The sequence below is a fragment of the Pseudomonas japonica genome (genome assembly GCF_900188455.1).
Classification (GTDB): domain Bacteria; phylum Pseudomonadota; class Gammaproteobacteria; order Pseudomonadales; family Pseudomonadaceae; genus Aquipseudomonas; species Aquipseudomonas japonica.
The window spans coordinates 119,824-142,114 of sequence record NZ_FZOL01000005.1 but is presented as its reverse complement, the minus strand read 5'-3'; the positions used below and the strand labels follow the sequence as shown (position 1 = coordinate 142,114).

Below are 22,291 nucleotides of genomic sequence, written 5' to 3'. Positions count from 1 at the left end.
CGTGTCCAACGCCCCTGGCGCCGAGTTGATCATTTCTGAGCTGCCTATACGGCAGTGAACCGATCTTGCCGGCGAGCTGCTGCAGGAGGTTCTTTCTGAGCTGCCTATACGGCAGTGAACGGGTGACGCATTTCTTGCGCCTGACGGGCGCTTTTCTGAGCTGCCTATACGGCAGTGAACCCGCGATGCTCAAGAAAACCACCTGGATGGATTTTCTGAGCTGCCTACACGGCAGTGAACGACAGCGCCAACGATGACACCTGGCTCTCTCCTTTCTGAGCTGCCTACACGGCAGTGAACACGAACGCGAAGACAGCGGACCAACACCTGCCTTTCTGAGCTGCCTACACGGCAGTGAACGCAGGTCAGCAATTCGACGAAGGGCCGGTGCTTTTCTGAGCTGCCTACACGGCAGTGAACATCGGCCACATGATCCGCGAGAGCGGCCTGTTTTTCTGAGCTGCCTACACGGCAGTGAACAAGAGCAGCTCACCTTCAAGCTGTTGTCTTTGAAGGAGAACTACCCCCAAAACGCTTTCAAACCCTCTTTTGAGAGCCCTCCGTAACCCATTGATTTCAAAAGACCCTCAAATTACTCCAGAAAAAAGGGTCAGAACCAGGGCACCGTAGCCGTACCGCTCAACCCATATCCACTGAACGTCCCTTCCTGCGCCTGATCCAGCAGCGAGCCCTGCCGAACGAACAGGCGAAACACCTCCCCGCCGCCGTTACTGCGCAAGGTCGCGAACGGCAGGCTGCAGCGTTTCCCGGCACTGTCGGGAATCCGCTGCCGAGCTTCCTCCTCACTGATGCCATGCCGCTTGATCAACCGTCGACGAGCCCGCTCCGGATTGCTGTCCACCTGCACCCGGCTCACCGTCCGGTACTTCACCGCCTCTGGCACGGCGAGGCTATCGCTGGCGTCGACGTGATCGCGCATCCCGGTCAGCCAGTCGAGCGCCTGCAGCCCGGACAGCGCCTGCGCGTTGCCGTGCACCCGCAAGTGCGTGCCAAGGCTGCGCGCATTCTGGCCGACCTCCGGGAAGCTGATCCCGATGTCATCTCTGCGCAGGTCATGCAGCGCCCGGTGAAACTTGGCCAGCAGCGCATTCATCAGCAGGGTCTGCGGAAACTCGGGATCAGGCCGCAGTTTCAGATCCAGATAGTGATCCATGCTCAGCCCGCCTCGCCGAACACACCGCCACGAATCAGGGTGGCGATGACGAAGTGCTGCTGGCCGATTTCCGGCACCTTGTCCTTCAGTACCCAGGCATCGAGCAGGGTGTAGAAGTCGTCCTTGGTATTGCGTGGCTGGCGGTAGGCCTTGCCCTGGGTGGTGACCGACCCGTAGGGCTCTACGGCGATCGGGCCATTGATCTCGGCTTCCTGGTACCAGGTGTCGATGCTGCGAAGGGCATTGCCGATCTTCTGCGAGTGGATACCGGCGATGCCGTCGACGTGATAGAGGGTCTTGCTCTTGTCGCCCCGCTCACGGTCGAGGATCAGTTCCTGCGACGGGAACACTTCCTGCCCCGCGCCCAGGCGAACGAAGGCGGTGATGCGCAGCAGCACGTGCTGCTCCCCCACCAGGCCGTTGGCGATCAACTGGCCTAGTTCTTCCAGCGCGGCGGTCTGGTTGCCGTGGGTGTCGAAGTTGCGCAGGGAGAGGGCGAAGGCGTCGAACTTCCAGCTTTTCGCGGCCTGGCCGTCGATCAGGTGGTCGATCTGGACTTCCACCTGCTCGGCGCCGATCCGGTTGCGCCAGAGAAAACGGCCGTTGGCCAGGTTGCAGGCGTAGCGGCGGGCCAGTTCGTTGAAGCCGTTTTTCTCGACATAGCTTTTGACCGTGTCGAGCAGTTTGCGCCGGTAGTCGGCATCGTTGCAGGCCGAGGGCTGGCCGGTGCCACCCAGCACGCGGAGGGTGAAGCTGACGCGCAGGGTGTCGGCGTCATGCGGCAGTGCTGCGACATCGACGGTCTGCAGGTTGGGGTTTTCGATCTTCGCGTCCAGCTTGGCCGGGTCCAGTTCCTTGGTCTTCAGGCGGTTGGAAATGGTGCCGCGTACCGACTTGGTGTGGACCGGAATGGCGCTCCAGTTATTGCGCGAATGCCAGTCACCGGCATGAAAGAGGGCATCGGAAGGATCGAGCTTGCGTTCGAAGGCGAGGACGGATGCGGTTTTCAGGCTGTCATTACTCATATGCAAATCCCTTGTATGAAGTGGCTGGCAGGTCAGTCGAAGTCGTAGTCGGTTTCGGGTTGGTAGTGATTGCGGCAGCGATACAGACCGCGCTCGCTATCGCTGTCGGCGTACCACAGCAGATGCTCGACGGCTTGCAGGCGGTGGGGGCTGATCCACTGGCCGATGCTGAACAGGCTTTCCACCAGGCGGAATGGCGTGGTCTGGTCGCGGGCGCTGGATACGGAGCCAGGAGATTGCAACTCGCTCAATGCTCCGTAGCCGACTGGAATGGGCACCACCCAACCAAGGCTCTGGCGGTCGTTAACCCAGAACTTTTCCTGGTCGGCGGACTCGTCCTCCGGATCGATCTCTGGGGCCCGCCAGTTGATGCGCGAGAGCGATAACCAGGCATCCAGCGGGGACGCCTGTGGACTGCTGGCAAGCAGCTCGTCATGACGTTGCTGCAGCAGGTCATGACGATCGACCAAGACAAATCCGGGGAGCAGGTCCCACATGGTCGACCTGAAAACTTCCCGACTGTCCTCCCCGCTGCCAGTCAGTGCCAGCAGATAAGGAGCCTGTCTTGTCCTGGTGGATGGCGTAACGGTCCCACCGGCAACACGCATTTGTGTCAGCTGGTCAGCGATCTGATGCGCCAGGCCAACCTTGTCGCCGTTCTGCAGAGCCGGTCCTTGTACCGCGAAAATCAGACTGAGTTCGAGATGAATGCGGCCTTCTTCGACGATGGCTGCGGGTTTGCCATCCTTGTCATTCGGGTTACGGGTCAGACGAAATGACTTCACGAATCCGCTATCGGTCACCTGCTCCTGATGGTTGTGGACAACCACCGCGACTGCATTGAACTGCAGGTCGATATCCGTTCCACGCACCTTGCGTTCCAAGGCCCACATCAAACCGACGAACGCTGTGATGGAGGGAAAACCATGGGTCAACGGGCTGGAGATCGCATTAGCGTTCTGAATGCGGATACGTGGCACGATCAGCAGATGGTCGAAACCAGGTAGTTCATTCATGGTGTGTCTCCAGGTCCCGTCCAAGCGGTATGACGTAGCGTGACAGCTCACGACTCCAGTAGGCGTGTTCGACAGTGCTGACGGGCAGATCGCGCTTCTTGAGAATCTCGTTCAGCCAGTTTCCACAGCGCTTTGCTACTTCATCGGGCCAGGTTTGACGACCGAACGCGCTGATGAACTCCAGGTCTTCTTCTTCGCAGCCTTCCCGTGGCGGCAGCAGGGCTCGCTCGGGATCGAGCCAGAGCTGCTCGCAGAGTGGTAACTGACAGTTGCTGTCGGTTGTCCATCCAGGTGAGTACTGATTGCGAATGCCGTGACCGAACGCTGCCAGCGAGCGACCTAGGGCCTTCTCGATTCGCTCTCGTTGCAGGCGGGTGTCGAAGCATTGGTCCGGATCGTTTTCCAGCAACGTACATAACGCAGTGACCTGCCGATTCACGCCGTCGAATCCTCGAAAGCGCCGGAGTACCGAGTCGATGGCCAGCAGTGGGTTGCGCGTCGCACTGCCCCAGGCAGGCGGAAGCGAACTCAACAAATAATTGACCCCACCGCGATCGCTGTTGAGCTGGCTGATGTTCTGCGGTTTGGTACCACCGAGCTTGCGTGCAACCAGGTCGCGGTAGTCGCGATAGGTATCTGCGTGTTGGGCCTTGTTGCGCCAGGCCTGCCGAACTTCTTTATTCCGTTCGCCAAAGCGTGCGTCGTTGATGTCCAGGTGAACTGCATGCAACAGACTGCTCGGGAAGAGAGGTTGGAGCAGGTGATAACCCGAGTCGTCCACCGGATCGTTGGAAACGCTCCAGTAAACCTGCTTGGCCATTTCGTGGGAGCTGACCGTATCGCTGGGGCGAATGAGACCTTTGAAGGCCTCGGCCCATTCACTGGCGAGCTGGGGGTCGTCGTGCAAGGCCGCGAGAAGATCGGTATCGTCCTCCCGCAGCCAGTCCAGCAAGCGCCGGTCTTCGACCTCGACCTTGAGGAACTTGTAGACATCCAGTGCCGCTGCATTGCCAACGATATCGGTCGCGTGGTCGTCACCCAGAACGTGACTGCCGATTTCCTTGTGCTGCACCAGCGTGGAAGGATCAACAAACAGGCTGGTACCACGGGCATCGGGGTGAGTCGCCTTGAGCACATGAGTCACCGCCTGAATCTGTGCGACCCGGCGTGCGGCATCCGCCAGCCAGGTGGCGTAGTCGTATTTTGCGGCGGTGGGCGCGTCATCGTCAGGCTCGACACCTTTGAGCTTGGCTTCCTTTCGCTCGTTGATGAAGTTGGCGATGGTGCTGCGGAAAAGAGTGGAGCGTGGTGAGGAAAGAATCTGTTCGTTCATGAAGGACTCTTACACATATCGACTTGGCTTCTTGCCAAGTTTTTAGAATTCCTGCGGCTACCCCCACAGGGACAGGAATGACAATGTCTGGATCAATGACGTGACCCACGTCTTCTACAGCTGTGTTGAAAACACATGCGTACCTCCTGAACGCTTTAGTGCCTTGGCATAACACCCATTCCATCCGACCAGGGTTATGAGGGCAGTCGTATCCGACGACCTGCTTTCTAAAGTAGGCATGCCACTATCACTTTGCAAGTCCATTGCATCTTATTCGTGACAAACGATTTTTCTGGATTGATTTAAGCTGCCTCCACTGCCGGAAGGCAGCTCAGAAAATTGCGTTTTAGTCGTGCAATTTCACTACCGAACAGGTAGCGCTCCATAAAACAGCTAGGCCAAGCTTTTCGCTTGGCCTAGCTCGTTTTTCCCGCTCAGCAGACCGACCACAAGCTGTCCCATACAGCTACATCAACAAGCACCCTTGGCGGATTCCCTATTGCAGGCGAGCAGCCTTGACCAGAGCCCTATTCGCTAGAGCGCAGCTCTGCAATCGACGGGAAAATACTCATTCATAAGCTGACCAAAAATGTCCGTTTAAGAAATATAAACAGCTCCAATCGGCTGCTTATCGGTGCTTGATCCTATCTTGGCAGCGCAGATTTTTTCTTTATCACCCGACGAAAATCTTCAGTTCTGACGATTCTCTAGATTTTTTCTTAACTGCCCCCACAGAAATCTTCAGGCTCGGCAGGTCACGCTACTTTTTCTTCACAGACCGACGTACAGCTTGAAATCAGTTGTCTGGCGGAGTCGGGATTTGGGGCTGCTTTGCAGCCCTTCGCAGGCAAGCCAGCTCCTACAGAAATCGAGCTGGCTCCCATCACAACCTGTCGCATACGGCTACGAAACTTCCCCCATCTCCGACTTTCTTGTAGGCAATTTCCCAAGCATACTCCCCACCCCCGCCTGGTGGTTGCGCCCTGTGGAAACGCTGCCTAGAGTCCCCCGGTCGTTGCCAAATCAACGACCGGATTAGCAGTCCGTTCCAAAGGAAAACCACCAGCAACGCGTTATGGCGGCTGTGCGTGTGGGCACCCTCGGGTGCGCCGGGTTTTCCTTTGTCCGGTCTGCTACCCGCGTACAGTCGCCACCTTTCGAATAGCAGCGAGATGTGGAGACTCCAACTCATCAAAGGAAGATCCACCATGAAAAAACTCGTCCCCGATCCACCCCCAACCCTCTCCGTCCGCCCCGGCCTCACCCACGACGAAGCTATCCGCACCGCCGACGAACACTTCAAAAGCGCTCTCAACTCCCTGACCCGGCTCCCCCTGCAACTGCTCCCGCGCAACCAGGACCTCCTCGACGCCGCCGTCATCGATCTGCGCATCGGCAAGGCACTGCTGAGCATCGCCCTGGCACCCTCGACCAGCAGCGTGCCCATCGAGTAACCACCCCAGCCGCGGGCCCGCCCCGCGGCACCACCCTGTTACATCGCGAATTGATTTGATAATCGTTATCAATTAACGTGCCGCCATCGAAACCGAGGACTGCACGCGATGCACGACGATCTGAGTCAGATCTACGCCGAGCACAACAGCTGGCTCAAGCAGTGGCTGTACCGGCGCCTCGGCTGTTCGGCGCAGGCGGCGGACCTGGCGCAGGACACTTTTCTGCGCATCCTCCAGGCCCAGCAGAAGGCCGGCGCCCGCCTCAGCCTGGAAAAACCCCGCGCCTACCTCGCCACGGTGAGCCGCCGTCTGGTCTACGACCATTTCCGCCGCCAGTCCCTGGCACGCGCCTACCTGGAGATGCTCGCGCAGCTACCGGACGTCTTCGCGCTGTCCGAGGAAGACCACTACTGCCTGCGGGAAACCCTGCAGCAACTCGACGCGCTGCTCGACACCTTCAAGCCGGTGGTGCGTTCGGTGTTCCTGCTGGTGCAACTGGAAGGCCTGACCTACGTGCAGGTCGCCCAGCGCCTGGGCATCGGCGAGCGCACGGTCAAGCGCCATATGGCCAACGCCCTCGAAGCCTGCATCCTCTGCGACGACGAGTTCTGATGGCCGCCGAACCCGCACGCATCGCCCCGGACGTCGCCCGGCAAGCCGCCCACTGGCACATGCTGATGCTCGACCCGGGCCTCAACCCCGCCCAGCGCGAAGCCTGCGCCCGCTGGCGCGCGGCAGCGCCGGAGCACGAGCGCGCCTGGCAGAAGGCGCAACGGGTACAGGCCCGCCTCGGCCTGCTGCCACCGCAACTGGCCATGGGCACGCTGAACCGCGAACGCCGCCAGGTGATGAAGCAACTGCTGGTACTGGCCCTCATCGCGCCCGCCGGGTACGTGGGCTATCGTCAGGTCGCACCTGCCGGGGACTACCGCACCGCCATCGGCGAACGCCGGCGCCTGGAGCTGGCCGACGGCACCGTGCTGCAACTGAACACGCAAACCGCCGTCGACGTGGCGTTCGACGACCACCAACGCCTGATCACCCTGCGCCACGGCGAAATCCTCGTCGACAGCGGCAAGGATCCACATCGCCCGCTGCGCGTCGCCAGCGACCAGGGCGTGATGGAAGCCCTCGGCACGCGCTTCCTGGTCCGCCAGCGCGAGGGCCGCACGCAGTTGAGCGTGTTCGAGGGCGCGGTCCTGGTGACGCCGACAAACCAGCGCGTCGACGCCGGTCAGCAACTGCTCTTCGACGGCAAAAACCAGTCGCCCACCACCCCCGCCCGCGAGCAGGACAGCCAGTGGACCCGCGGCCAGCTCATCGTCGAGGCAATGCCCCTGCGCGAGTTCCTCGGCGAACTGGGCCGCTACCGCGGCGGCTGGCTGCGCTGTCAGGACGACGTGGCGCCGCTGCTGATCAGCGGCGCCTTCCAGCTGGACAACACCGACGCGATCCTCGCCGCCCTGCCCGCCACGCTGCCGGTGCGGGTCGGCTACCGGACCCGCTACTGGGTCACCATCACGCCGCGCTGAACGAAATTGGCCCCTTTTGCAAACTCGTCAGTCCTTGTCTGTGAAACTGCCAACACATAAGGACAATCCCTCGATGATTCGCGCCGCCTCACCCCGCCCGCGCCAGCTCCTCGCCCTCAGTCTGCTGACCCTCGCCCTGCACGCCGCAAGCGCCAGCGCAGCCCCTGCCCAGGCCCCTCACGCCTACAGCATCGGCGCCGACAGCCTGGCCCAGGTGCTGGCGCGCTTCGCCAGCGAAGGCGGGATCACCCTGCAATATTCACCGGCGCTGACCCAGGGCCTGAGCAGCCCCGGCCTGTCGGGCAACTACGGGATCGAGGACGGTTTCCATCAGGTCCTCGCCGGCAGCGGCCTGCGCGCGGTGCTGCGCGGGGATGGCGTGTACGGCCTGGAACCCCTGCCCCTCGGCGGCTCGGCGCTGAACCTGGAACCGCTGAACATCGACGGCCGCGCCATGGACGCGACCACCGAAGGCTCCGGCAGCTACACCAGCAATGCGGTCAGCATCGGCAAGTCCACCCACCGCCTGAAGGACATCCCGCAGTCGGTCAGCGTGGTCACCCGCCAGGCCATGGACGACCAGCGCCTCGACACCCTCGACGAGGTGCTGGAGAAGACCACCGGCATCACCACCTTCCAGAGCCCGTCCGGCGGCAAGTACATCTACTCGCGCGGCTTCGAGGTGGAGACCATCCAGTACGACGGCGTGCCGCTGGACCGCCGCTACTACGCGATCGGCAGCAGCTTCACCGCCGACACCCTGCTCTACGACCGCGTCGAGGTGCTGCGCGGCGCCAACGGCCTGCTGCAGGGCAGCGGCAACCCCGGGGCGGCGATCAACCTGGTGCGCAAGCGGCCGAAGGCCGAGCCGTCGCTGTCGGTCACCGCCAGCGCCGGCTCCTGGGACAGCTACCGGCAGACCCTCGACGCCAGCGGTCCGCTCACTCCCGATGGCGCGCTGCGCGGGCGTCTGGTCGCCGGCCATGAAGACCAGGACTACTTCTACGACACCGCCGAAAGCCGCAAGAACGTGCTCTACGGCATCCTCGAATACGACCTCGCCGACAGCACCACGGTGGCCGCCGGCGCCAGCGTCGAAGACCTGCACTCGACGCCGTTCTTCAGCGGCCTGCCGCGCAACAAGGACGGCAGCGCGGTGAACGCAGGGCGCTCGACCTTCACCGGCGCCGACTGGAACCAGTGGGACAACAAGCAGGTGACCTACTTCGCCGACATCACCCACGACTTCAATGAGGACTGGCGTCTGAAGGCCTCCGGCAGCTATATCCGCGAGACCAACTACATCCTCTACAGCTTCGGCCGCGGCTCGGTGGATCCGGCCACGGGCAATGGCATGCGTTCGCGGGCCTACCTGTACGACTTCGAGAACGTCAACAAGGGCGCCGACATCAACCTCACCGGCAAATGGCGCGCCGCGGGCCGGGAACACGAAGTGGTGGTGGGTGCCAACGCCAGCGACCTGCGGACCGACGACCTGCAGGCCGGCCTGCTCAACCTCGGTTCGATCAACCTCTACGACCCGGTGTCGCCGCAGCGTCCAACCATGGACCAGTTGCTCGGCACCACCTACGCCGGCACCTCCCACGGCAAGATCCGCCAGAACGGCCTCTACGGCGTGGTCCGCTACAAGCTGAGCGAGCCGCTGACCCTGGTGCTCGGCGGGCGCTCCAGCAACTACCAGTACGACTACGCGTTGAACCGCTTCAACACCGGCTCCCCGGCGCCGGCGCACTCGAAGCACACCGGCGAGTTCACGCCGTATGGCGGCCTGATCTATGCGCTCAACGAGCAATGGTCGGTCTATGCCAGCTACGCCGATATCTTCAAGCCGCAGACCGAACTGGACGTCAACAGCGCCGCGCTCGAACCCATGGAAGGCGCCAACTACGAGCTCGGCCTGAAGGGCGAACTGCTCGACGGCCGGGTCAACACCAGCTTCGCCCTGTTCCAGATCGACCAGGAGAACCGTGCGCTGTACGACGGTGCTTCAGGCTGCGACGACTGCTACGTGGCGGGCGGCAAGGTGCGTACCCAGGGCTTCGATGCCGAAGTGAGCGGCGAAGTGCTCGATGGCCTGCAACTGTTCGCCGGCTACACCTACACCAGCACCGAGTACCGCAACGATCCGAACGACGGCGTATCGGCCGCCGGTGCCGCGTTCAACAGCTACACGCCACGCCACCTGCTGCGCTTCTGGGCCGACTACACCCTGCCCGGCGAGCTGGAGCAGTGGAGCGTCGGCGGCGGCGCCAACGTGCAGAGCCGCAACTACCACAGCAACTTCGGCGGCACCGATGGCGTCGGCGATATCGAGCAGGCCGGGTATGCGATCTGGAATGCGCGGGTGGCGTACAAGATCAACAAGAACTTCAGTGTCGCGTTGAATGGCAACAACCTGTTCGACAAGAAGTACTACTCGACGATCGGCTGGTTGTATGCGGCGAACCACTATGGAGATCCGCGCAACTACACGGTGACGTTGCGGGCGGATTTCTGAGGGATCGGCCCCTGTGGATAGCGGGGGCCGGCGATCAGAGAGTGGCGAATTGACACCCGCGATTGACCAGCTAAGGTCTTTCACGGGGTCGAAATGGACATGGAAAGTCCGATCATCACAACTGCGCACTTTGCCGTCCCGGTCCTTGCTGCCCCTCCCCAACCACGCAGTTGATAAATAAAGGAATATTTATGGCTACCGAACGCGACAACCAACTTTCCTTCAAGAAAACCGGGATTACCCGTGCGGACTACCAGGTGCTCGACCATTCGATCACCTCCGGGCAACCCTTCGACGGCGTCAAGACCCAGGCGGTCAGTGATGGCATCGATTTCGATTTCTATGCCGGCCGCAAAGCCAGCAAATCGAATGCTGAGTGGTTCAGGAACCGCGCCAACGGCGGCGCGGCCATTGCCACCGAGGATTTTGACAGCTGGCCCAGCGAACTGAACTTCGTCACGCTAGGCAACCTGACCATTACCCTCGACGGAAAGATCTACGTCGCCGAGAACCTGCTGATCGCCCAAGGGCATTCGTCGAGAGACAGAAACAACTGGTGGATCGCTTCGGCAAAAGGGGAAAGGGTTGTAGCGAACAACCCCATCTATCAAATGCTTCTGGTCCCGTTCACCGGCTGGAAGGTAGGCAAATTTGAATTCCAGGCCGTCATTGGCCAGGTGTCGAACTTCAGCATGGAGCTCATCACGGTGTAGTGACCGGCTCGGCGCCTTGCAAGACCGAACGACTACGGTGCCGCAAGCCTGCCTGCGGCACCGTTTTCATTTGCGCGACAAACGCTCCACCACGCCCCGCACCGCCGGGCGCTGCGCCTGCCATTCTTCCCGGGTGATCCCGAGCAGCACGACATCGAGGCGCGCGCCATCTTTCAGGATGTTCTGGCGCCGGACCCCTTCAAGGGCAAAACCGAACTTGCGGTGCATCTTCACCACCGCCTCGTTGCTCGCCAGCACTTCGCAGTTGAGCTTCTCCAGCCCCGCTTCATTGAACGCGTGATCGAGCAGCCAGAACTCCACCAGGCTGCCCAGGCCTTTGCCCTGCAACACCGGGTCGAGATAGAACGCCCAGTCGGCGCTGCGATGGGTGGCGTTGATGGCGTTGAGCGAGACAAGGCCCGCCACCGCGCCGTCGAGCATGACCACGAACACCCGCTGCCGCGCATTGCCGACCAGGCTGGCCAGCCAGCGGGCGTGCTCGTCCGGGGAGATTTCGTGGTCGCTGTACATGAAGCGGCGCACGTCCGCGTGATTGCGCAGGGCGCGCACCTGGTCGCGGGTCGCCTGGTCGGCGTCGAGGATGTCGAGAAATACCATATGAAGAATCCGCGGATTACCCAGAAGAACTGACAGGCCGGAGAGTACCGGTTTTAGGGCCGCCTGGCGGCCCCAAAAGAACGATTGTCAGAACCGGCTGCGCACGGTCAGCACGAAGTTGCGCGGCTCGCCGTAGAAGTTGCCGTTATCCGATGTCCCCACGGTCTGGTAATAGCGCTTGTCGAGCAGGTTGTTGGCATTCAGCGTGGCGCTCCAGTTCTGGTCGATGCGGTACTCGACACTGGAATTCCACACCGCATACCCCGCCTGGCTGAACTTGTAGTCGCGCTTGGGACCGCTGTAGTCCTGGGTCGCTTCGTTGAACGTGGCCACCTGCCCGGCACGGTAGTTCACGCTCTGCGCGGTCACCCCCGCCCCGACCTTGAAACGCTCCAGCACGCCGGGCAGTTGGTAGGTGCCCCACAGCTTGAACAGGTGCTTCGGCGTGACACCGCTGTAGATGGCGCGGCTCTCGTCGCTCTTCTGGTCGACGCTGTGGTTGTAGGTGTAACCGGCGAACAGGTTGAAGCCCTCGGCCACTTCGCCGCTGATCTCGGCGTCGAAACCTTCGCTGACGAGCATGCCCTGGTTGAGGTAGCAGCAGGTGGTCACACCGTACTCCATGGGGTAGTTCGGGTCCTGGATCGCCGCGCCTTCCTGCTCGATGCGATAGATCGCGAAGCTGGTGTCGAGACGACCGTCGAACAACTGACCCTTGAGACCCAGTTCGTAGTTCTTCGACGTCACCGCACCCAGCGGCGTGCCCGGCGCCGGACCTTTGACCTGCTGGAACTGCGGCTTGTAGGTCTCGGCATAGCTGACGTAGGTGGTCCACTGCTCATCGAGGTCGTAGGTCAGCCCCGCGTAGGGCGTGAACTTGTCGTGAACACGGAAGGTGGGAAGGATCGAGTCGGAATTGTACGAGCCGTCTTCGTTCTGGAAGATCTGCGTGTCGTGGTAGTGGTAGCTCGACAGGCGCCCGCCGAGGATCAGCTTCACCGGGTCGGCCAGGGACAGGCGGACCATGCCGTAGCCGGCGTATTTCTCGGTGACGTTGTCGTCGGTCTTGTTGGCGGTGCTGCCGGTGTCTTCGGGCCGGGTGAAGTCGAACAGGTTGAACGGGGCGAAGTTGTCGTTGCCCCAGCGCTGCACGGTGTAGCCCTTGCTGTGAGCGTAGTCGCCGCCGAGCAGCAGTTCATGGCTGCGGCCGAGCAGGTCGAAGTTGCCTTTCACGTAGGTATTGATCGCCTTGCGCTCCAGCCCGGTTTTCGCCGGGTAGTGCAGCCAGCGCGCGCCGTCGCCGGTGAGCGGGTCGATGCCGCCGTTGGCGAACAGCGAGTTGGCGTCGCGGTCCATGTCCATCCAGGTGATGTCGGTGGTCCAGCTCCAGTCGGCGTTGAACGCGTGCTCCAGCTTGAGGTACGCCTGTTTGGTGGTTTCGTCGACGGTGTCCCAGCTGGTGACCAGCGCGGTGCGCCGCGGCAGCTTGATGTCGTCGCCATTGGTGTAGCGCGGCAGGCCGCCGAAGTTGGCCACGCCTTCGCCCGTCTGGTAGCTGCCGCCGACGGTGAGCAGGGTGTCCGGGGTCAGGTCGAACTCCAGCGCGCCGTAGACCAGTTGCTTGTTCATGTTGGCGACATCGTAGAAGTAACGGTTGTCCTGGTAGGCCATGCCAAGACGCCCGCGGATGTTGCCCTGCTCGGTCAGCGGGCCGGTGGCATCCAGTTCGGTGCGGTAGGTGTCCCAGCTGCCGGCGGAGGCGGAGAAGGTCAGTTGCCGCTCGGGCAAGGCGCGCTTACGCACCAGGTTGATGGTGCCGCCGGGGTTGCCGCTGCCGGAGTACAGGCCATCGACACCACGCAGGAACTCGACGTGGTCGAACTGCGCCAGGTCCAGTTGGCTGGTCGAGCCATAGCCGGAAATGGTGGTGTCCAGCGGCGCGCCGCCGTCGATCTGGATGTTCGACACGGCGAAGCCACGGGAGAAGAAGTTGCTGTCGTTGCCCAGGGAGGAACCGCTGGCGCCGTTGCGCTGCAGGGTCACGCCGGTGGTCTTGTCGAGGGCGTCGGTGAGCGTGGTGAGGTTCTGCTCCTCGATGCGCTGGCGAGTGACCACCGACACCGAATGCGGCACTTCGCGCACGGATTTGGCGGTCTTGCTGCCGACGGCAACCTGGTCGGCGTTGTACGAGCCGGTGTTCTCGGTGATGCCGCTCAGGCCAACCGCGGTGACCGGCGTTGCGCCCAGTTCCAGGGCATCACCGCTGGGCGCATTGTCGATGGTCAGCACGTTGGCGCTGCTGCGCCGCCATTGCAGGCCGGTGCCGCGCAGGAGGATGTCCAGCGCCTGCTCCAGGCTGTAGCGACCGCGCAGGGCCGCCGGGCTGTGCTGCTCGAAGATCCGCTCGTTGCTGTAGAGCAGTTGCTGGCCGGTGGCCAGGGACAATGCGGCGATGGCTTGCGGCAACGGCCCGGCGGGGATATCCAGCTGGTACTGGCGAGCGGCGGGCTGCGCCTGCACCTGTTCCGCGGCCTGCACCAGCTGCGGCGCGAGCAGCCATAGCGCTGAACTGGCGGCGATCGCCCTGACCTGCCCGTTGAAACTGAAACCCTTCATACCGCGTGCTCCCCGTTGCGTCCTGAGCCGTGCAAATGCCATTCATTCGCGTTCTGCAAGACAACGAAGCAGCGCGGGGTTCTCCCCCACTGTCGTCGGAAAAATATTTTTCGCGGGTCAGCGCAGGATGACGACACCCAGGCCGAGACGGGTGACCTTGACCCCGAGGGTGTCGTGCAGGGCCTGCAATACCGCATCCGCCGAGGCGGTGGCGAATACCCCGGACACCGGCAAGCGGGCCAGCGCGTCGCCATGGATGAACACATGGCCACGGTGATAGCGCTCCAGCTCGGCGATCACCTGCTTCAGCGGCGTGCGGTAGAACACCATCTGGCCCTGGCGCCAGGCATGGGTGGCCTGGCTGTCGAAGCGGCTGGTGGGGCACAGGCCGCTGGCGTCGAGGCAACTCTGCTGCTCGGGCAGCAACTCGGTGTGCTGCCCGGCACTGTCCAGTTCGACCCGGCCCTCGACCAGGCTGACCGTGCTCCGCCGCTCGTCCAGGCGCACGTTGAAGCGGGTACCGGTGACGGTGACCGTGCCCTGGGGCAGCTCGACCACGAAGGGCCGCGCGGGATCCTTGCGCACCTCGAACCAGGCCTCGCCGCGCAGCAGGCGGACGTGCCGGCGACCGTCGCTGAAGGACACCGCCAGGGCGCTGTGGGTATTGAGCTCGACTAGGCTGCCATCGGCGAGGGTGACGCTCTGACGCTGGCCGACGGCGGTGTGGTAGTCGCTGCGCAGATCGTCCAGCGTGCCGCCCTGCCAGAGCAGGCCAGCGCCGAGGGCGAGGACCAGGCACGCCGCGGCGGCCACTGGGCGGAACAGACGCTGGCGCTGGCGCCGGGCCCGCCATTGCGCCTGTTCCTCGGCACGGACCCGCGCCACCGGCTCGCCCAGCCGGCCCCACAACTGCGCGGCTTGGTCGAAGGCCTCGGCGTGCAGTGGATCGGCCGCCAGCCAGCGTCGATGGGCCTCGCGCAGCGTCTCGTCGGCCCCCGGCTCGCGCAGGCGGATATACCAGAGCGAGGCCTGCTCGTGGATATCGTCGGAAGGGCGAGGTGGCTGGGTCATGGGCGGCCTGGACGGGAGAGGTCGAAGTGCGGACGGCGGGCATTATTTCCGAAAACGCCGGGCTTTGCCTGCTGCGGGTGGCGAATCACGACAATCGCCCCAGCCGCTGACGGCAATGCTGCATGGCCTTGGCCACATGCTTTTCCACGGTGCTTTCGCTGATCTGCAAGCGCGCGGCGATCTCGCGCATGGTCAGGCCGTCGCCACGGTAGAGCAGGAACACTTCGCGGCACTTGTCCGGCAGGTCGCGTACCGCGTCGGCGAGCAGTTCCAGCTCCTCGCGGATACCGGCGGCTTCGTCGGGAGCAACCCGCGGGCACTCGCGGTCCTCGGGCGGTTCGACATCGCTGAAATGCCGGCCATGGACCTTGTCCTGACGCAGCTTGTCCAGCAGCAGGTTGCCGGCGATGCGGTAGAGGTAGCCGAGGGGATTGTCCGGCACCTTGTCCGAGTGGCGGGCGGCGCGCAGCCAGGTTTCCTGAACGATGTCCGACGCGGTGGACGACGAGCCGGAGCGGCGCTGGATATAGCGCTTGAGCTCTTCGTAGTGGGTCTCGACCAACCGGGTCAGGGGGTGACGCTCACGTTGGGTCATGGCGCGACGTTCAGGGGACCGGAAAGGAGCGGCACATTACTACAAGTGATATGGATTCTCAAATAGGTGGAATTCTCGATTCATCCTGCAGTCCGGCGCCGGTTTCAGCGAACGTCTCGGCGATCCGCTCGCGCAGCCAGCGATGGCTCGCCCCCGCCGCATAGCGCGGATGGAAGAACGCCTTCAGGTAGCACACCGGCGTGACGAACGGCGCCTCGAAGTACCTCAAGCTCTCGCCACGCACGAAGTGCCGCACCGCCCGCCGCGGCAGTGTCGCCAGGTAGTCGGTGTGACTGACGATGGCGGGCGCGGCCATCATGCTGGGCAGCTCGACCGCCACGTCGCGGCGCACCGCGTGCGCGCTCAGGGCCTGGTCGATGATGCTGGTGGAGTCCTTCCACGGCAGCACCACGACGTGCCGCTCCGCCAGATAGCCCGCCAGGCTCAGGCCGTCGTTCAGGCGCGGGTGACTGGCGCTGGCCAGGACCACGTAGTCGTCGGCATAGCAGTCGATCGCTTCGAGCTCTTCGACCCGCGCCTGCGCGTCGTGGGTGAAGCCCAGGGAGAAATGCACCCGCCCCGCCGCCAGTTCTTCCAGGGCGTCCTGCTGGGTCGAGTACACCACCCGCACGCGGATATGCGGCGCCAGGCCTTCGAGGCGCCGCAGCAACAGCGGCAGGAGGGAAAACGCGGTGAAATCGGTGACGGCGAGAATAAAGGTCTCGTCGCTGCGCGCCGGCTCGAAATGCCCGCGCTGGCTCAGGCGCGTGCCGAGCAGGCTGAGCGCCGCCGAGACATCGTCGGCCATGCGTTCGGCCTGCACGGTGGGCTGCATCGCACTGCCGTAGCGCACGAAGAGTTCATCGGCCAGGGCCTGGCGCAGACGCGTCAGCGCATGGCTGCAGGCGGACGGGCTCATGGCCAGTTCGTCAGCAGCGGCGACCACGCTGCGGTGGCGGTAGATGGCGTCGAATACCAGCAGCAGGTTGAGGTCCAGGTTGCGCAGCGATGAATGCATGGTGTGCAGTACCGACTGAAAAGAATGCAGCGTATACAGCACAACGCTGCATTACCATGGCGATGTTTCCCTCTTCACAGGAGCCCCGCCATGCTTTTCCGCCACCCCGACCCGCGGGACGCCGAGCGCTGCCACGCCATCGAAATCGGCGCCTACGAAGGCGACGAAGCGGCCACCCTGGAGAAGATCCGCACCCGCATCGCACAGTACCCGCAGGGCTTTCTGCTGCTGGAGGTGGATGGGGTGATCGTCGGCTTCATCAACAGCGGCTGCGCCCATGAGGTGGTGATGTCCGACGAGGCCTTCAAGGAACTGGTCGGGCACGACGCCGCCGCGCCCAACGTGGTGATCATGTCGGTGGTGGTCGATCCGGCGTTCCAGGGCAAGGGCTACGCGAAGGCGCTGATGGACGAGTTCATCCGCCAGATGAAAGCCCTGGACAAGGCCACGATCCACCTGATGTGCAAGCAACGCCACGTCGAGCTGTACCGCCGGATGGGCTACGCCTATGTGCGGCCTTCGCCGTCCGATCACGGCGGCATGGCCTGGCATGAAATGCTCATGCGGCTCTGAGGTTTCCCGCTATTCGATGTTTGACCCACAGGACAATGGACTTCTGCCATGAAAGCGAGCGACACCGATTTCTCCCTGGCCACGCAACTGACCCGCCTGGGCCGCGACCACGAGACTCAACAGGGCTTCGTCAACATGCCGGTGTTCCGCGGCTCGACGGTGGTGTTCAAGACCCTGGCGGACCTGGAACAGGGCAACGCGCGCTTCACCTACGGCACCCTCGGCAGCCCGACCATCGCAGCGCTGGAAAGCGCCTGGAGCGAGATTTCCGGGGCCGCCGGCACGGTCATCTCGCCGTCCGGCCTGGGCGCGGTGGCGCTGGCCCTGTTCACCACCCTGAAGAGTGGCGATCACCTGCTGATGCCCGACTCGGTCTACCGCCCCACCCGCCGGCTGTGCCAGAACCTGGTGGAAAAGTTCGGCGTGCAGATCAGCTACTACGACCCGCTGATCGGTGCCGGCATCACCCAACTGCTGCGTGACAACACCTCGACGATCTTCCTCGAATCGCCAGGTTCGCAGACCTTCGAAGTGCAGGACGTACCGGCGATCACCGCCATCGCCAGGCAGCGCGGGATCAAGACCATCCTCGACAACACCTGGGCCACGCCGCTGTTCTTCCGCGCCCACGAGCACGGCTGCGACCTCTCGGTGGAGGCCGGCACCAAGTACCTGGGCGGGCATTCCGACCTGCTGATGGGCCTGGTCAGCGCCAATGCCGAGACCTGGCCGCAACTGCGCAAGACCTACGACGCCATGGCCATGCTGCCCGGTGCCGAAGACTGCTTCCTGGCCCTGCGCGGCCTGCGCACGATGAACCTGCGCGTGCAGGAAGCACAGCGCCGCGGGCTGGAGATGGCACAGTGGATGGCGCAGCAGCCGGAGGTGGAGCGGGTGTTGCATCCGGCTTTCCCGGATTGCCCGGGACATGAAATCTGGAAACGCGACTTCAAGGGTTCGACCGGGCTGTTCTCGGTGATCCTCAAGCCCGGCTACAGCAAGCAGCAACTGGCCCACATGCTGGATAACCTGGGGATCTTCGGCATGGGGTATTCGTGGGGCGGCTTCGAGAGCCTGGTCATTCCGTTCGACTGCCGCGACTACCGCACCGCGACCCGCTGGACGCCGGAAGGCCAGGCCCTGCGCCTGCAGATCGGTCTGGAAGACATGGACGACCTGAAGCGCGACCTGCGCAGCGGATTGGACCGTCTGGGACAATAGATTCACATCCAGAAACATCCAGCCCTTTGCCATCATCCCCCCAGCTCTGCTTGCATGCCCGCTCACGCCCATTCCGTGTGAACTGACTCACCTGCGTGTAGGAGCTGGCTTGCCTGCGAAAGGACCGCGTAGCGGTCCCCATAACGGTGAGATCCGGGACCGCGATGCGGTCCTTTCGCAGGCAAGCCAGCTCCTACAGGCAAGTCAGTTCCCATGGGATGGGCACCGGAAGACCCACACAAGGAGTGCAGTGATGAAAACCATGGTGATCGGGGCCAGCAAGGGGCTGGGCAAGGCGTTGATCGAGGGGCTGGGCACCAGCGGCGATACGCTGATCGGTGTGTCCCGCCGCCGTCCGGCGGCGCTGACGGCGCAAGCCGGGGTCAACCTGGACTGGCTCGAAGCCGACCTGGGCGACCCGCTCAACGCCGCCCCCCTCCTCGCCCACCGCGCCCGCGAAAACGGCCTGGACACCCTGATCTACAACCTCGGCATCTGGGAAGACCAGGCCTTCGACGACGCCTACGATTTCCTCGCCGACCGCGACGAGCAACTGCGGGACATCGTCGCCTGCAACGTCACCGCGCCGATCCTGCTGATCAGGCACCTGCTGCCGGTGCTGCTGCGCAGCGAGCGCCCGCGCATCATCCTCACCGGCTCCACCTCGGGCCTGCCGCAGAGCGGTCGCCCGGAAGTCACCTTCGGCGCCAGCAAGTTCGCCCTGCGCGGCATGGCCGATGCGCTGCGCGAGGGCTATCGCGACCAGCGCCTGGGCGTGACCTGCCTGAACCTCGGCTATCTGAATACGGAAGATGCCCTGGAGACCCCGCGCGATCTCGCCGAACGGCGCGGCGACGGCGAGCTGATCCCGGTGCATGACGTGGTGCAGGTGGTGCGGATGGCCCTGAGCCTGTCAGCCGCGAGCTTCGTCAAGGACATCACCCTGCCGGCGATCCTCGATCCGCGCTTCTGATTCGGCCATCTCGCGCAACTGACGCTTGATCACCGCCACCGGCGGCGCATACAGGAAACCGAACGACACGCTGTTGCGCCGCCCCTTCACCGCGTGGTGCATCAGGTGCGCCTGGTACAGACGGCGCAGGTAGGGGTGGCGCGGCTTCGGCCGGGTCGGCCAGTGGCGATGGACGATGCCGTCGTGGATCACCACGTAGAGAACGCCGAACGCCGCCACGCCCGCGCCGATCCACTGCAGCGGATCGTGCCCGGCATTGCCCAGCACGATCAGGGTGATCGCCACCAGGGCGAGGATCACCAGGTAGACGTCGTTGGTCTCCAGCACCCCGAGGTGCGGCTCGTGGTGCGAACGATGGAGAAACCAGCCCGGCCCGTGCATCACGTACTTGTGCGCAAGGAAGCCGACACCCTCCATGGCGACCAGGGTGCAGAGGAAGATGGCGAGGTGGTTGAGCATGCGACGTCGGGTACCGGGGAAAAGGTGCGCGTCAGATTAGGGGAAGTGGCGGTGAGAATCCATGACGGGTTTGTCATGTGCGGTTTGGGCTGACGGGCTGTTGAAAGGGTGTGAGCTGTTGTAGGAAATGGGCCGCGGGACTGCTCCCCACGGCATGTTTTGCCGATTATTTCGTCGGCTCTTTTTCATCCTGCAGCGCGATCTGCGCTTCCATGTACTGGCGCAGCAACTGGTTGATGCGGGTCTGGTAACCCGGGCCCTGCTGCTTGAACCACTCCAGCACGTCCGCGTCGAGGCGGATGGTCATGGCTTGTTTGACCGGCAGCCTCAGCCGGGCATTGCGGAAAAAGTCGTCGCCCAATTCAGGGATATCGGTGAAATCGATGTCCTCGTCCTTCATGTTGGCGAGGCGGTCCCAGTCAGTTTTGGAATGTCTTGGCATAGGTTCGGCTTTCCTCTCTGGTGGCTTTGCGCACGGAAATGATGCGAATGACATCACCTCGTCGCTCGGTGAATACGACTACGCCAACGTGCTCCTTGAGCCAGCCGAGGCTGACCGTGCGCTCCTCGCCGTAGTCCTCTCGCGTATCGGGCATGACTAACATCGGGTAGCGGAACATGTCCTTGACGCTTTCGAAATCGATACCGTGCTTGCGAATATTGGCCTGGTTCTTGTCATGGTCCCATTCGAAAAAGAACGGGCCCGTGTATTTACAGCTGTACATACACGATAGCCTCCATGCCTGATCTGTTCAGCCCCCGTTCGTCCGTACGAGGGCCGCGTCCTCTCATCCGTGAGGGTCGACTTCGCTCCCGACCCGCGCCGTTGAGCGAGGCGAGCCTGTCATGACGGCAGCCTGGAAGTGGAAGGCCAATGAAGTCGGAATGTTTCCCCGGCAAAACCCGCTTGACCTCAACCTAAGTCGAGGTCCGAGACTCCCCGCACGCTCGTCCTACGGAGTTTCGCCATGACCTCTGCTTTCCAGCTGTTCAACCCTGAAGGCCTCTACGATCCCAGCGCCAATGCCTATTCCCATGTCGCTGAGGTGAAGCTCGGCACGCGGCTTCTGTTCATTGCCGGGCAAGGTAGCGAGGACCGCAGCGGTGTGCTGTCGCCGCTGTTCGCCGAGCAGGCGCGGCAGGCCCTGGAGAATGTGCGCACGGCACTGGCGTCGCGGGGTGCGGGGATGGGTGATGTGTTCAAGCTGACGCTGCTGATCGTCGATCACTCGGAGGAGAAGCTGGGTCAGTGGGCGGCGGTGGCGGGTCGGGTCTGGGAAGGGAAGATGGCGCCGACCTGCACGCTGATTCCGGTGCCAAGGCTGGCGCTGGACGGCATGCAAATCGAGATCGAGGCAGTGGCGGTCGGAATCTGACGCACTGCTGAGGCATCCCCCCGTAGGAGCGTGGCTTTGCCCGCGAAAGGACCGCGCAGCGGTCCCAGACCTCACTGCTATCCGGGACCGCTGCGCGGTCCTTTCGCGGGCAAAGCCCGCTCCTACAGGTTTTGCGATAGCGGGCTGTCAGGGCCGCACCACCACCGTACAGGTCGTCCCCGCCGCCAGCAGGAAACCCTCTGGCACCTCATCGATATGAATCCGCACCGGCACCCGCTGCGCCAGGCGCACCCAGTTGAAGGTCGGGTTCACATCGGCGATCAGCTCGCGGCTCTCCGGGTTGTCGCGGTCGTAGATGCCGCGGGAAATGCTCTCCACATGCCCGCGCAGCACCTCGCCACTCATCATCTGCAACTCGGCCTGATCACCCACCTTCACATGGGGCAGCTTGGTCTCTTCGAAGAAGCCATACACCCAGAACGAATCCCGATCCACCACCGCCATCTTCGGCTCGCCGGTGCGCGCGTAGTCGCCACGGTGCACATTGAGGTTGGTCACATAGCCATCCACCGTGGCCAGGATCTCGGTGCGCTTGAGGTCCAGTTGCGCCGCCGCCAGCTGGGCCTGGGCCTGCTGGTAGTCGGCCAGCGCCGAGTTGGCGATGTTGCTGGCGTCGTCGCGGTTCTCCTTCGAGATCACCAGGTTGTCCATGTCGGCCCGGCGGCTGGCGTTGACCTTGCGCATCTCCCAGGTGGCCTTGCGCGAGGCCACCAGCGCCTCGGCCTGGCGCACCGCGACCTGGTAGTGCTCGGGGTCGATACGCAGCAGCACATCGCCCTTCTTCACCAGCTGGTTGTCCTTCACCGGTACGTCCACCACGTAGCCGGGCACGTCGGCGGCGACGTTGATGATGTCGGCGCGCACCCGGCCGTCACGGGTCCACGGCGTGGTCATGTAGTTGATCCACAGCTGCCGGCCGATCACCACGGCGGCGGCCAGCACGAGCAAGGTGGCGATCAGGCTGAAAAACTTCTTCATCGACGGG

The 22,291-nt window shown here is 63.3% G+C and carries 22 protein-coding genes and 1 CRISPR repeat array (1 of these 23 cut by a window edge); of the genes, 9 read left to right on the top strand and 13 right to left on the bottom strand.

Annotated features, from left to right (window positions below):
- A CRISPR array of direct repeats spans positions 1-480; the repeat unit is 28 nt; unit sequence TTTCTGAGCTGCCTATACGGCAGTGAAC (it extends 508 nt beyond the left edge of the window).
- 130 nt (positions 481-610) lie between these two features.
- Genes cas6f through csy1 form a run of 4 tightly spaced genes read right to left on the bottom strand, consistent with a single transcriptional unit; the run spans position 611 to position 4,548 of the window.
- Complete coding sequence (gene cas6f, locus CHB99_RS08445) at positions 611-1,174, bottom strand: type I-F CRISPR-associated endoribonuclease Cas6/Csy4 (protein ID WP_042120854.1); 564 nt, start codon at positions 1,172-1,174, stop codon at positions 611-613.
- A 2-nt stretch (positions 1,175-1,176) separates the two neighbouring features.
- Positions 1,177-2,199, bottom strand: coding sequence for a type I-F CRISPR-associated protein Csy3 (csy3, locus tag CHB99_RS08440; protein WP_042120855.1), 1,023 nt, complete (start codon positions 2,197-2,199; stop codon positions 1,177-1,179).
- A 32-nt stretch (positions 2,200-2,231) separates the two neighbouring features.
- The gene (gene csy2 / locus CHB99_RS08435) at positions 2,232-3,215 is read right to left on the bottom strand and encodes a type I-F CRISPR-associated protein Csy2 (protein ID WP_042120856.1); all 984 of its coding nucleotides are present in this window, start codon (positions 3,213-3,215) and stop codon (positions 2,232-2,234) included.
- A complete protein-coding gene (gene csy1 / locus CHB99_RS08430) occupies positions 3,208-4,548 on the bottom strand; it encodes a type I-F CRISPR-associated protein Csy1 (protein ID WP_042120857.1) in 1,341 nt (446 codons plus the stop codon). Before csy1 ends, csy2 begins: the two co-directional genes overlap by 8 nt.
- 1,208 nt (positions 4,549-5,756) lie before the next feature.
- On the opposite strand from csy1, the gene CHB99_RS08425 reads away from it, so the two are divergent.
- From CHB99_RS08425 to CHB99_RS08405, 5 genes are all read left to right on the top strand, one after another.
- The gene (locus CHB99_RS08425) at positions 5,757-6,002 is read left to right on the top strand and encodes a hypothetical protein (protein ID WP_042120858.1); all 246 of its coding nucleotides are present in this window, start codon (positions 5,757-5,759) and stop codon (positions 6,000-6,002) included.
- Between the two features lie 108 nt (positions 6,003-6,110).
- Positions 6,111-6,614, top strand: coding sequence for a sigma-70 family RNA polymerase sigma factor (locus tag CHB99_RS08420; protein WP_042120859.1), 504 nt, complete (start codon positions 6,111-6,113; stop codon positions 6,612-6,614).
- Complete coding sequence (locus CHB99_RS08415) at positions 6,614-7,534, top strand: FecR domain-containing protein (protein ID WP_042120860.1); 921 nt, start codon at positions 6,614-6,616, stop codon at positions 7,532-7,534. The genes CHB99_RS08420 and CHB99_RS08415 overlap by 1 nt, the downstream gene beginning before the upstream one ends.
- Positions 7,535-7,607: 73 nt before the next feature.
- Positions 7,608-10,052 carry a TonB-dependent siderophore receptor gene (locus CHB99_RS08410; protein WP_042120861.1) on the top strand — a complete coding sequence of 815 codons (2,445 nt, stop codon included), beginning with the start codon at positions 7,608-7,610 and terminating at the stop codon, positions 10,050-10,052.
- A gap of 191 nt (positions 10,053-10,243) precedes the next feature.
- Entirely contained in the window at positions 10,244-10,765 is a 522-nt protein-coding gene (locus tag CHB99_RS08405; RefSeq protein WP_042120862.1) for a hypothetical protein, read from the top strand.
- A 66-nt stretch (positions 10,766-10,831) separates the two neighbouring features.
- Here the strand turns inward: CHB99_RS08405 and pseH are convergent, their stop codons facing one another.
- The 5 genes from pseH to CHB99_RS08380 all read right to left on the bottom strand — a co-directional run bounded on the left by pseH (position 10,832) and on the right by CHB99_RS08380 (position 16,683).
- On the bottom strand, positions 10,832-11,383 hold the full coding sequence (gene pseH / locus CHB99_RS08400; RefSeq protein ID WP_042120863.1) for a UDP-4-amino-4,6-dideoxy-N-acetyl-beta-L-altrosamine N-acetyltransferase: 552 nt from the start codon (positions 11,381-11,383) through the stop codon (positions 10,832-10,834).
- A gap of 87 nt (positions 11,384-11,470) precedes the next feature.
- Entirely contained in the window at positions 11,471-13,999 is a 2,529-nt protein-coding gene (locus tag CHB99_RS08395) for a TonB-dependent siderophore receptor (protein WP_042120864.1), read from the bottom strand.
- A gap of 117 nt (positions 14,000-14,116) precedes the next feature.
- The gene (locus CHB99_RS08390; RefSeq protein ID WP_042120865.1) at positions 14,117-15,070 is read right to left on the bottom strand and encodes a FecR family protein; all 954 of its coding nucleotides are present in this window, start codon (positions 15,068-15,070) and stop codon (positions 14,117-14,119) included.
- A gap of 85 nt (positions 15,071-15,155) precedes the next feature.
- Positions 15,156-15,665: an RNA polymerase sigma factor gene (locus CHB99_RS08385; RefSeq protein ID WP_042120866.1), complete on the bottom strand. Its 510-nt coding sequence runs from the start codon at positions 15,663-15,665 to the stop codon at positions 15,156-15,158.
- Between the two features lie 58 nt (positions 15,666-15,723).
- The gene (locus CHB99_RS08380; RefSeq protein ID WP_042120932.1) at positions 15,724-16,683 is read right to left on the bottom strand and encodes a LysR family transcriptional regulator; all 960 of its coding nucleotides are present in this window, start codon (positions 16,681-16,683) and stop codon (positions 15,724-15,726) included.
- A 90-nt stretch (positions 16,684-16,773) separates the two neighbouring features.
- On the opposite strand from CHB99_RS08380, the gene CHB99_RS08375 reads away from it, so the two are divergent.
- From CHB99_RS08375 to CHB99_RS08365, 3 genes are all read left to right on the top strand, one after another.
- On the top strand, positions 16,774-17,256 hold the full coding sequence (locus CHB99_RS08375) for a GNAT family N-acetyltransferase (protein ID WP_042120867.1): 483 nt from the start codon (positions 16,774-16,776) through the stop codon (positions 17,254-17,256).
- A 48-nt stretch (positions 17,257-17,304) separates the two neighbouring features.
- Positions 17,305-18,477 (top strand): cystathionine beta-lyase, encoded by a 1,173-nt coding sequence (gene metC, locus CHB99_RS08370; protein ID WP_042120868.1) that lies wholly within the window; start codon positions 17,305-17,307, stop codon positions 18,475-18,477.
- Between the two features lie 253 nt (positions 18,478-18,730).
- Entirely contained in the window at positions 18,731-19,450 is a 720-nt protein-coding gene (locus tag CHB99_RS08365) for an SDR family NAD(P)-dependent oxidoreductase (RefSeq protein WP_042120869.1), read from the top strand.
- On the opposite strand, the gene CHB99_RS08360 is transcribed toward CHB99_RS08365, so the two are convergent.
- The 3 genes from CHB99_RS08360 to CHB99_RS08350 all read right to left on the bottom strand — a co-directional run bounded on the left by CHB99_RS08360 (position 19,391) and on the right by CHB99_RS08350 (position 20,634).
- A complete protein-coding gene (locus CHB99_RS08360; protein WP_042120870.1) occupies positions 19,391-19,909 on the bottom strand; it encodes a sterol desaturase family protein in 519 nt (172 codons plus the stop codon). The genes CHB99_RS08365 and CHB99_RS08360 overlap by 60 nt on opposite strands.
- Positions 19,910-20,075: 166 nt before the next feature.
- Positions 20,076-20,351 carry a BrnA antitoxin family protein gene (locus CHB99_RS08355; RefSeq protein ID WP_042120871.1) on the bottom strand — a complete coding sequence of 92 codons (276 nt, stop codon included), beginning with the start codon at positions 20,349-20,351 and terminating at the stop codon, positions 20,076-20,078.
- Complete coding sequence (locus tag CHB99_RS08350) at positions 20,329-20,634, bottom strand: BrnT family toxin (RefSeq protein ID WP_042120872.1); 306 nt, start codon at positions 20,632-20,634, stop codon at positions 20,329-20,331. Before CHB99_RS08350 ends, CHB99_RS08355 begins: the two co-directional genes overlap by 23 nt.
- A gap of 243 nt (positions 20,635-20,877) precedes the next feature.
- Here CHB99_RS08350 and CHB99_RS08345 point away from each other — a divergent pair, with 243 nt between their 5' ends.
- A complete protein-coding gene (locus CHB99_RS08345; protein ID WP_042120873.1) occupies positions 20,878-21,285 on the top strand; it encodes a RidA family protein in 408 nt (135 codons plus the stop codon).
- A gap of 147 nt (positions 21,286-21,432) precedes the next feature.
- Here the strand turns inward: CHB99_RS08345 and CHB99_RS08340 are convergent, their stop codons facing one another.
- Positions 21,433-22,284 (bottom strand): efflux RND transporter periplasmic adaptor subunit, encoded by an 852-nt coding sequence (locus CHB99_RS08340; protein ID WP_042120874.1) that lies wholly within the window; start codon positions 22,282-22,284, stop codon positions 21,433-21,435.
- Positions 22,285-22,291: the final 7 nt, after the last annotated feature.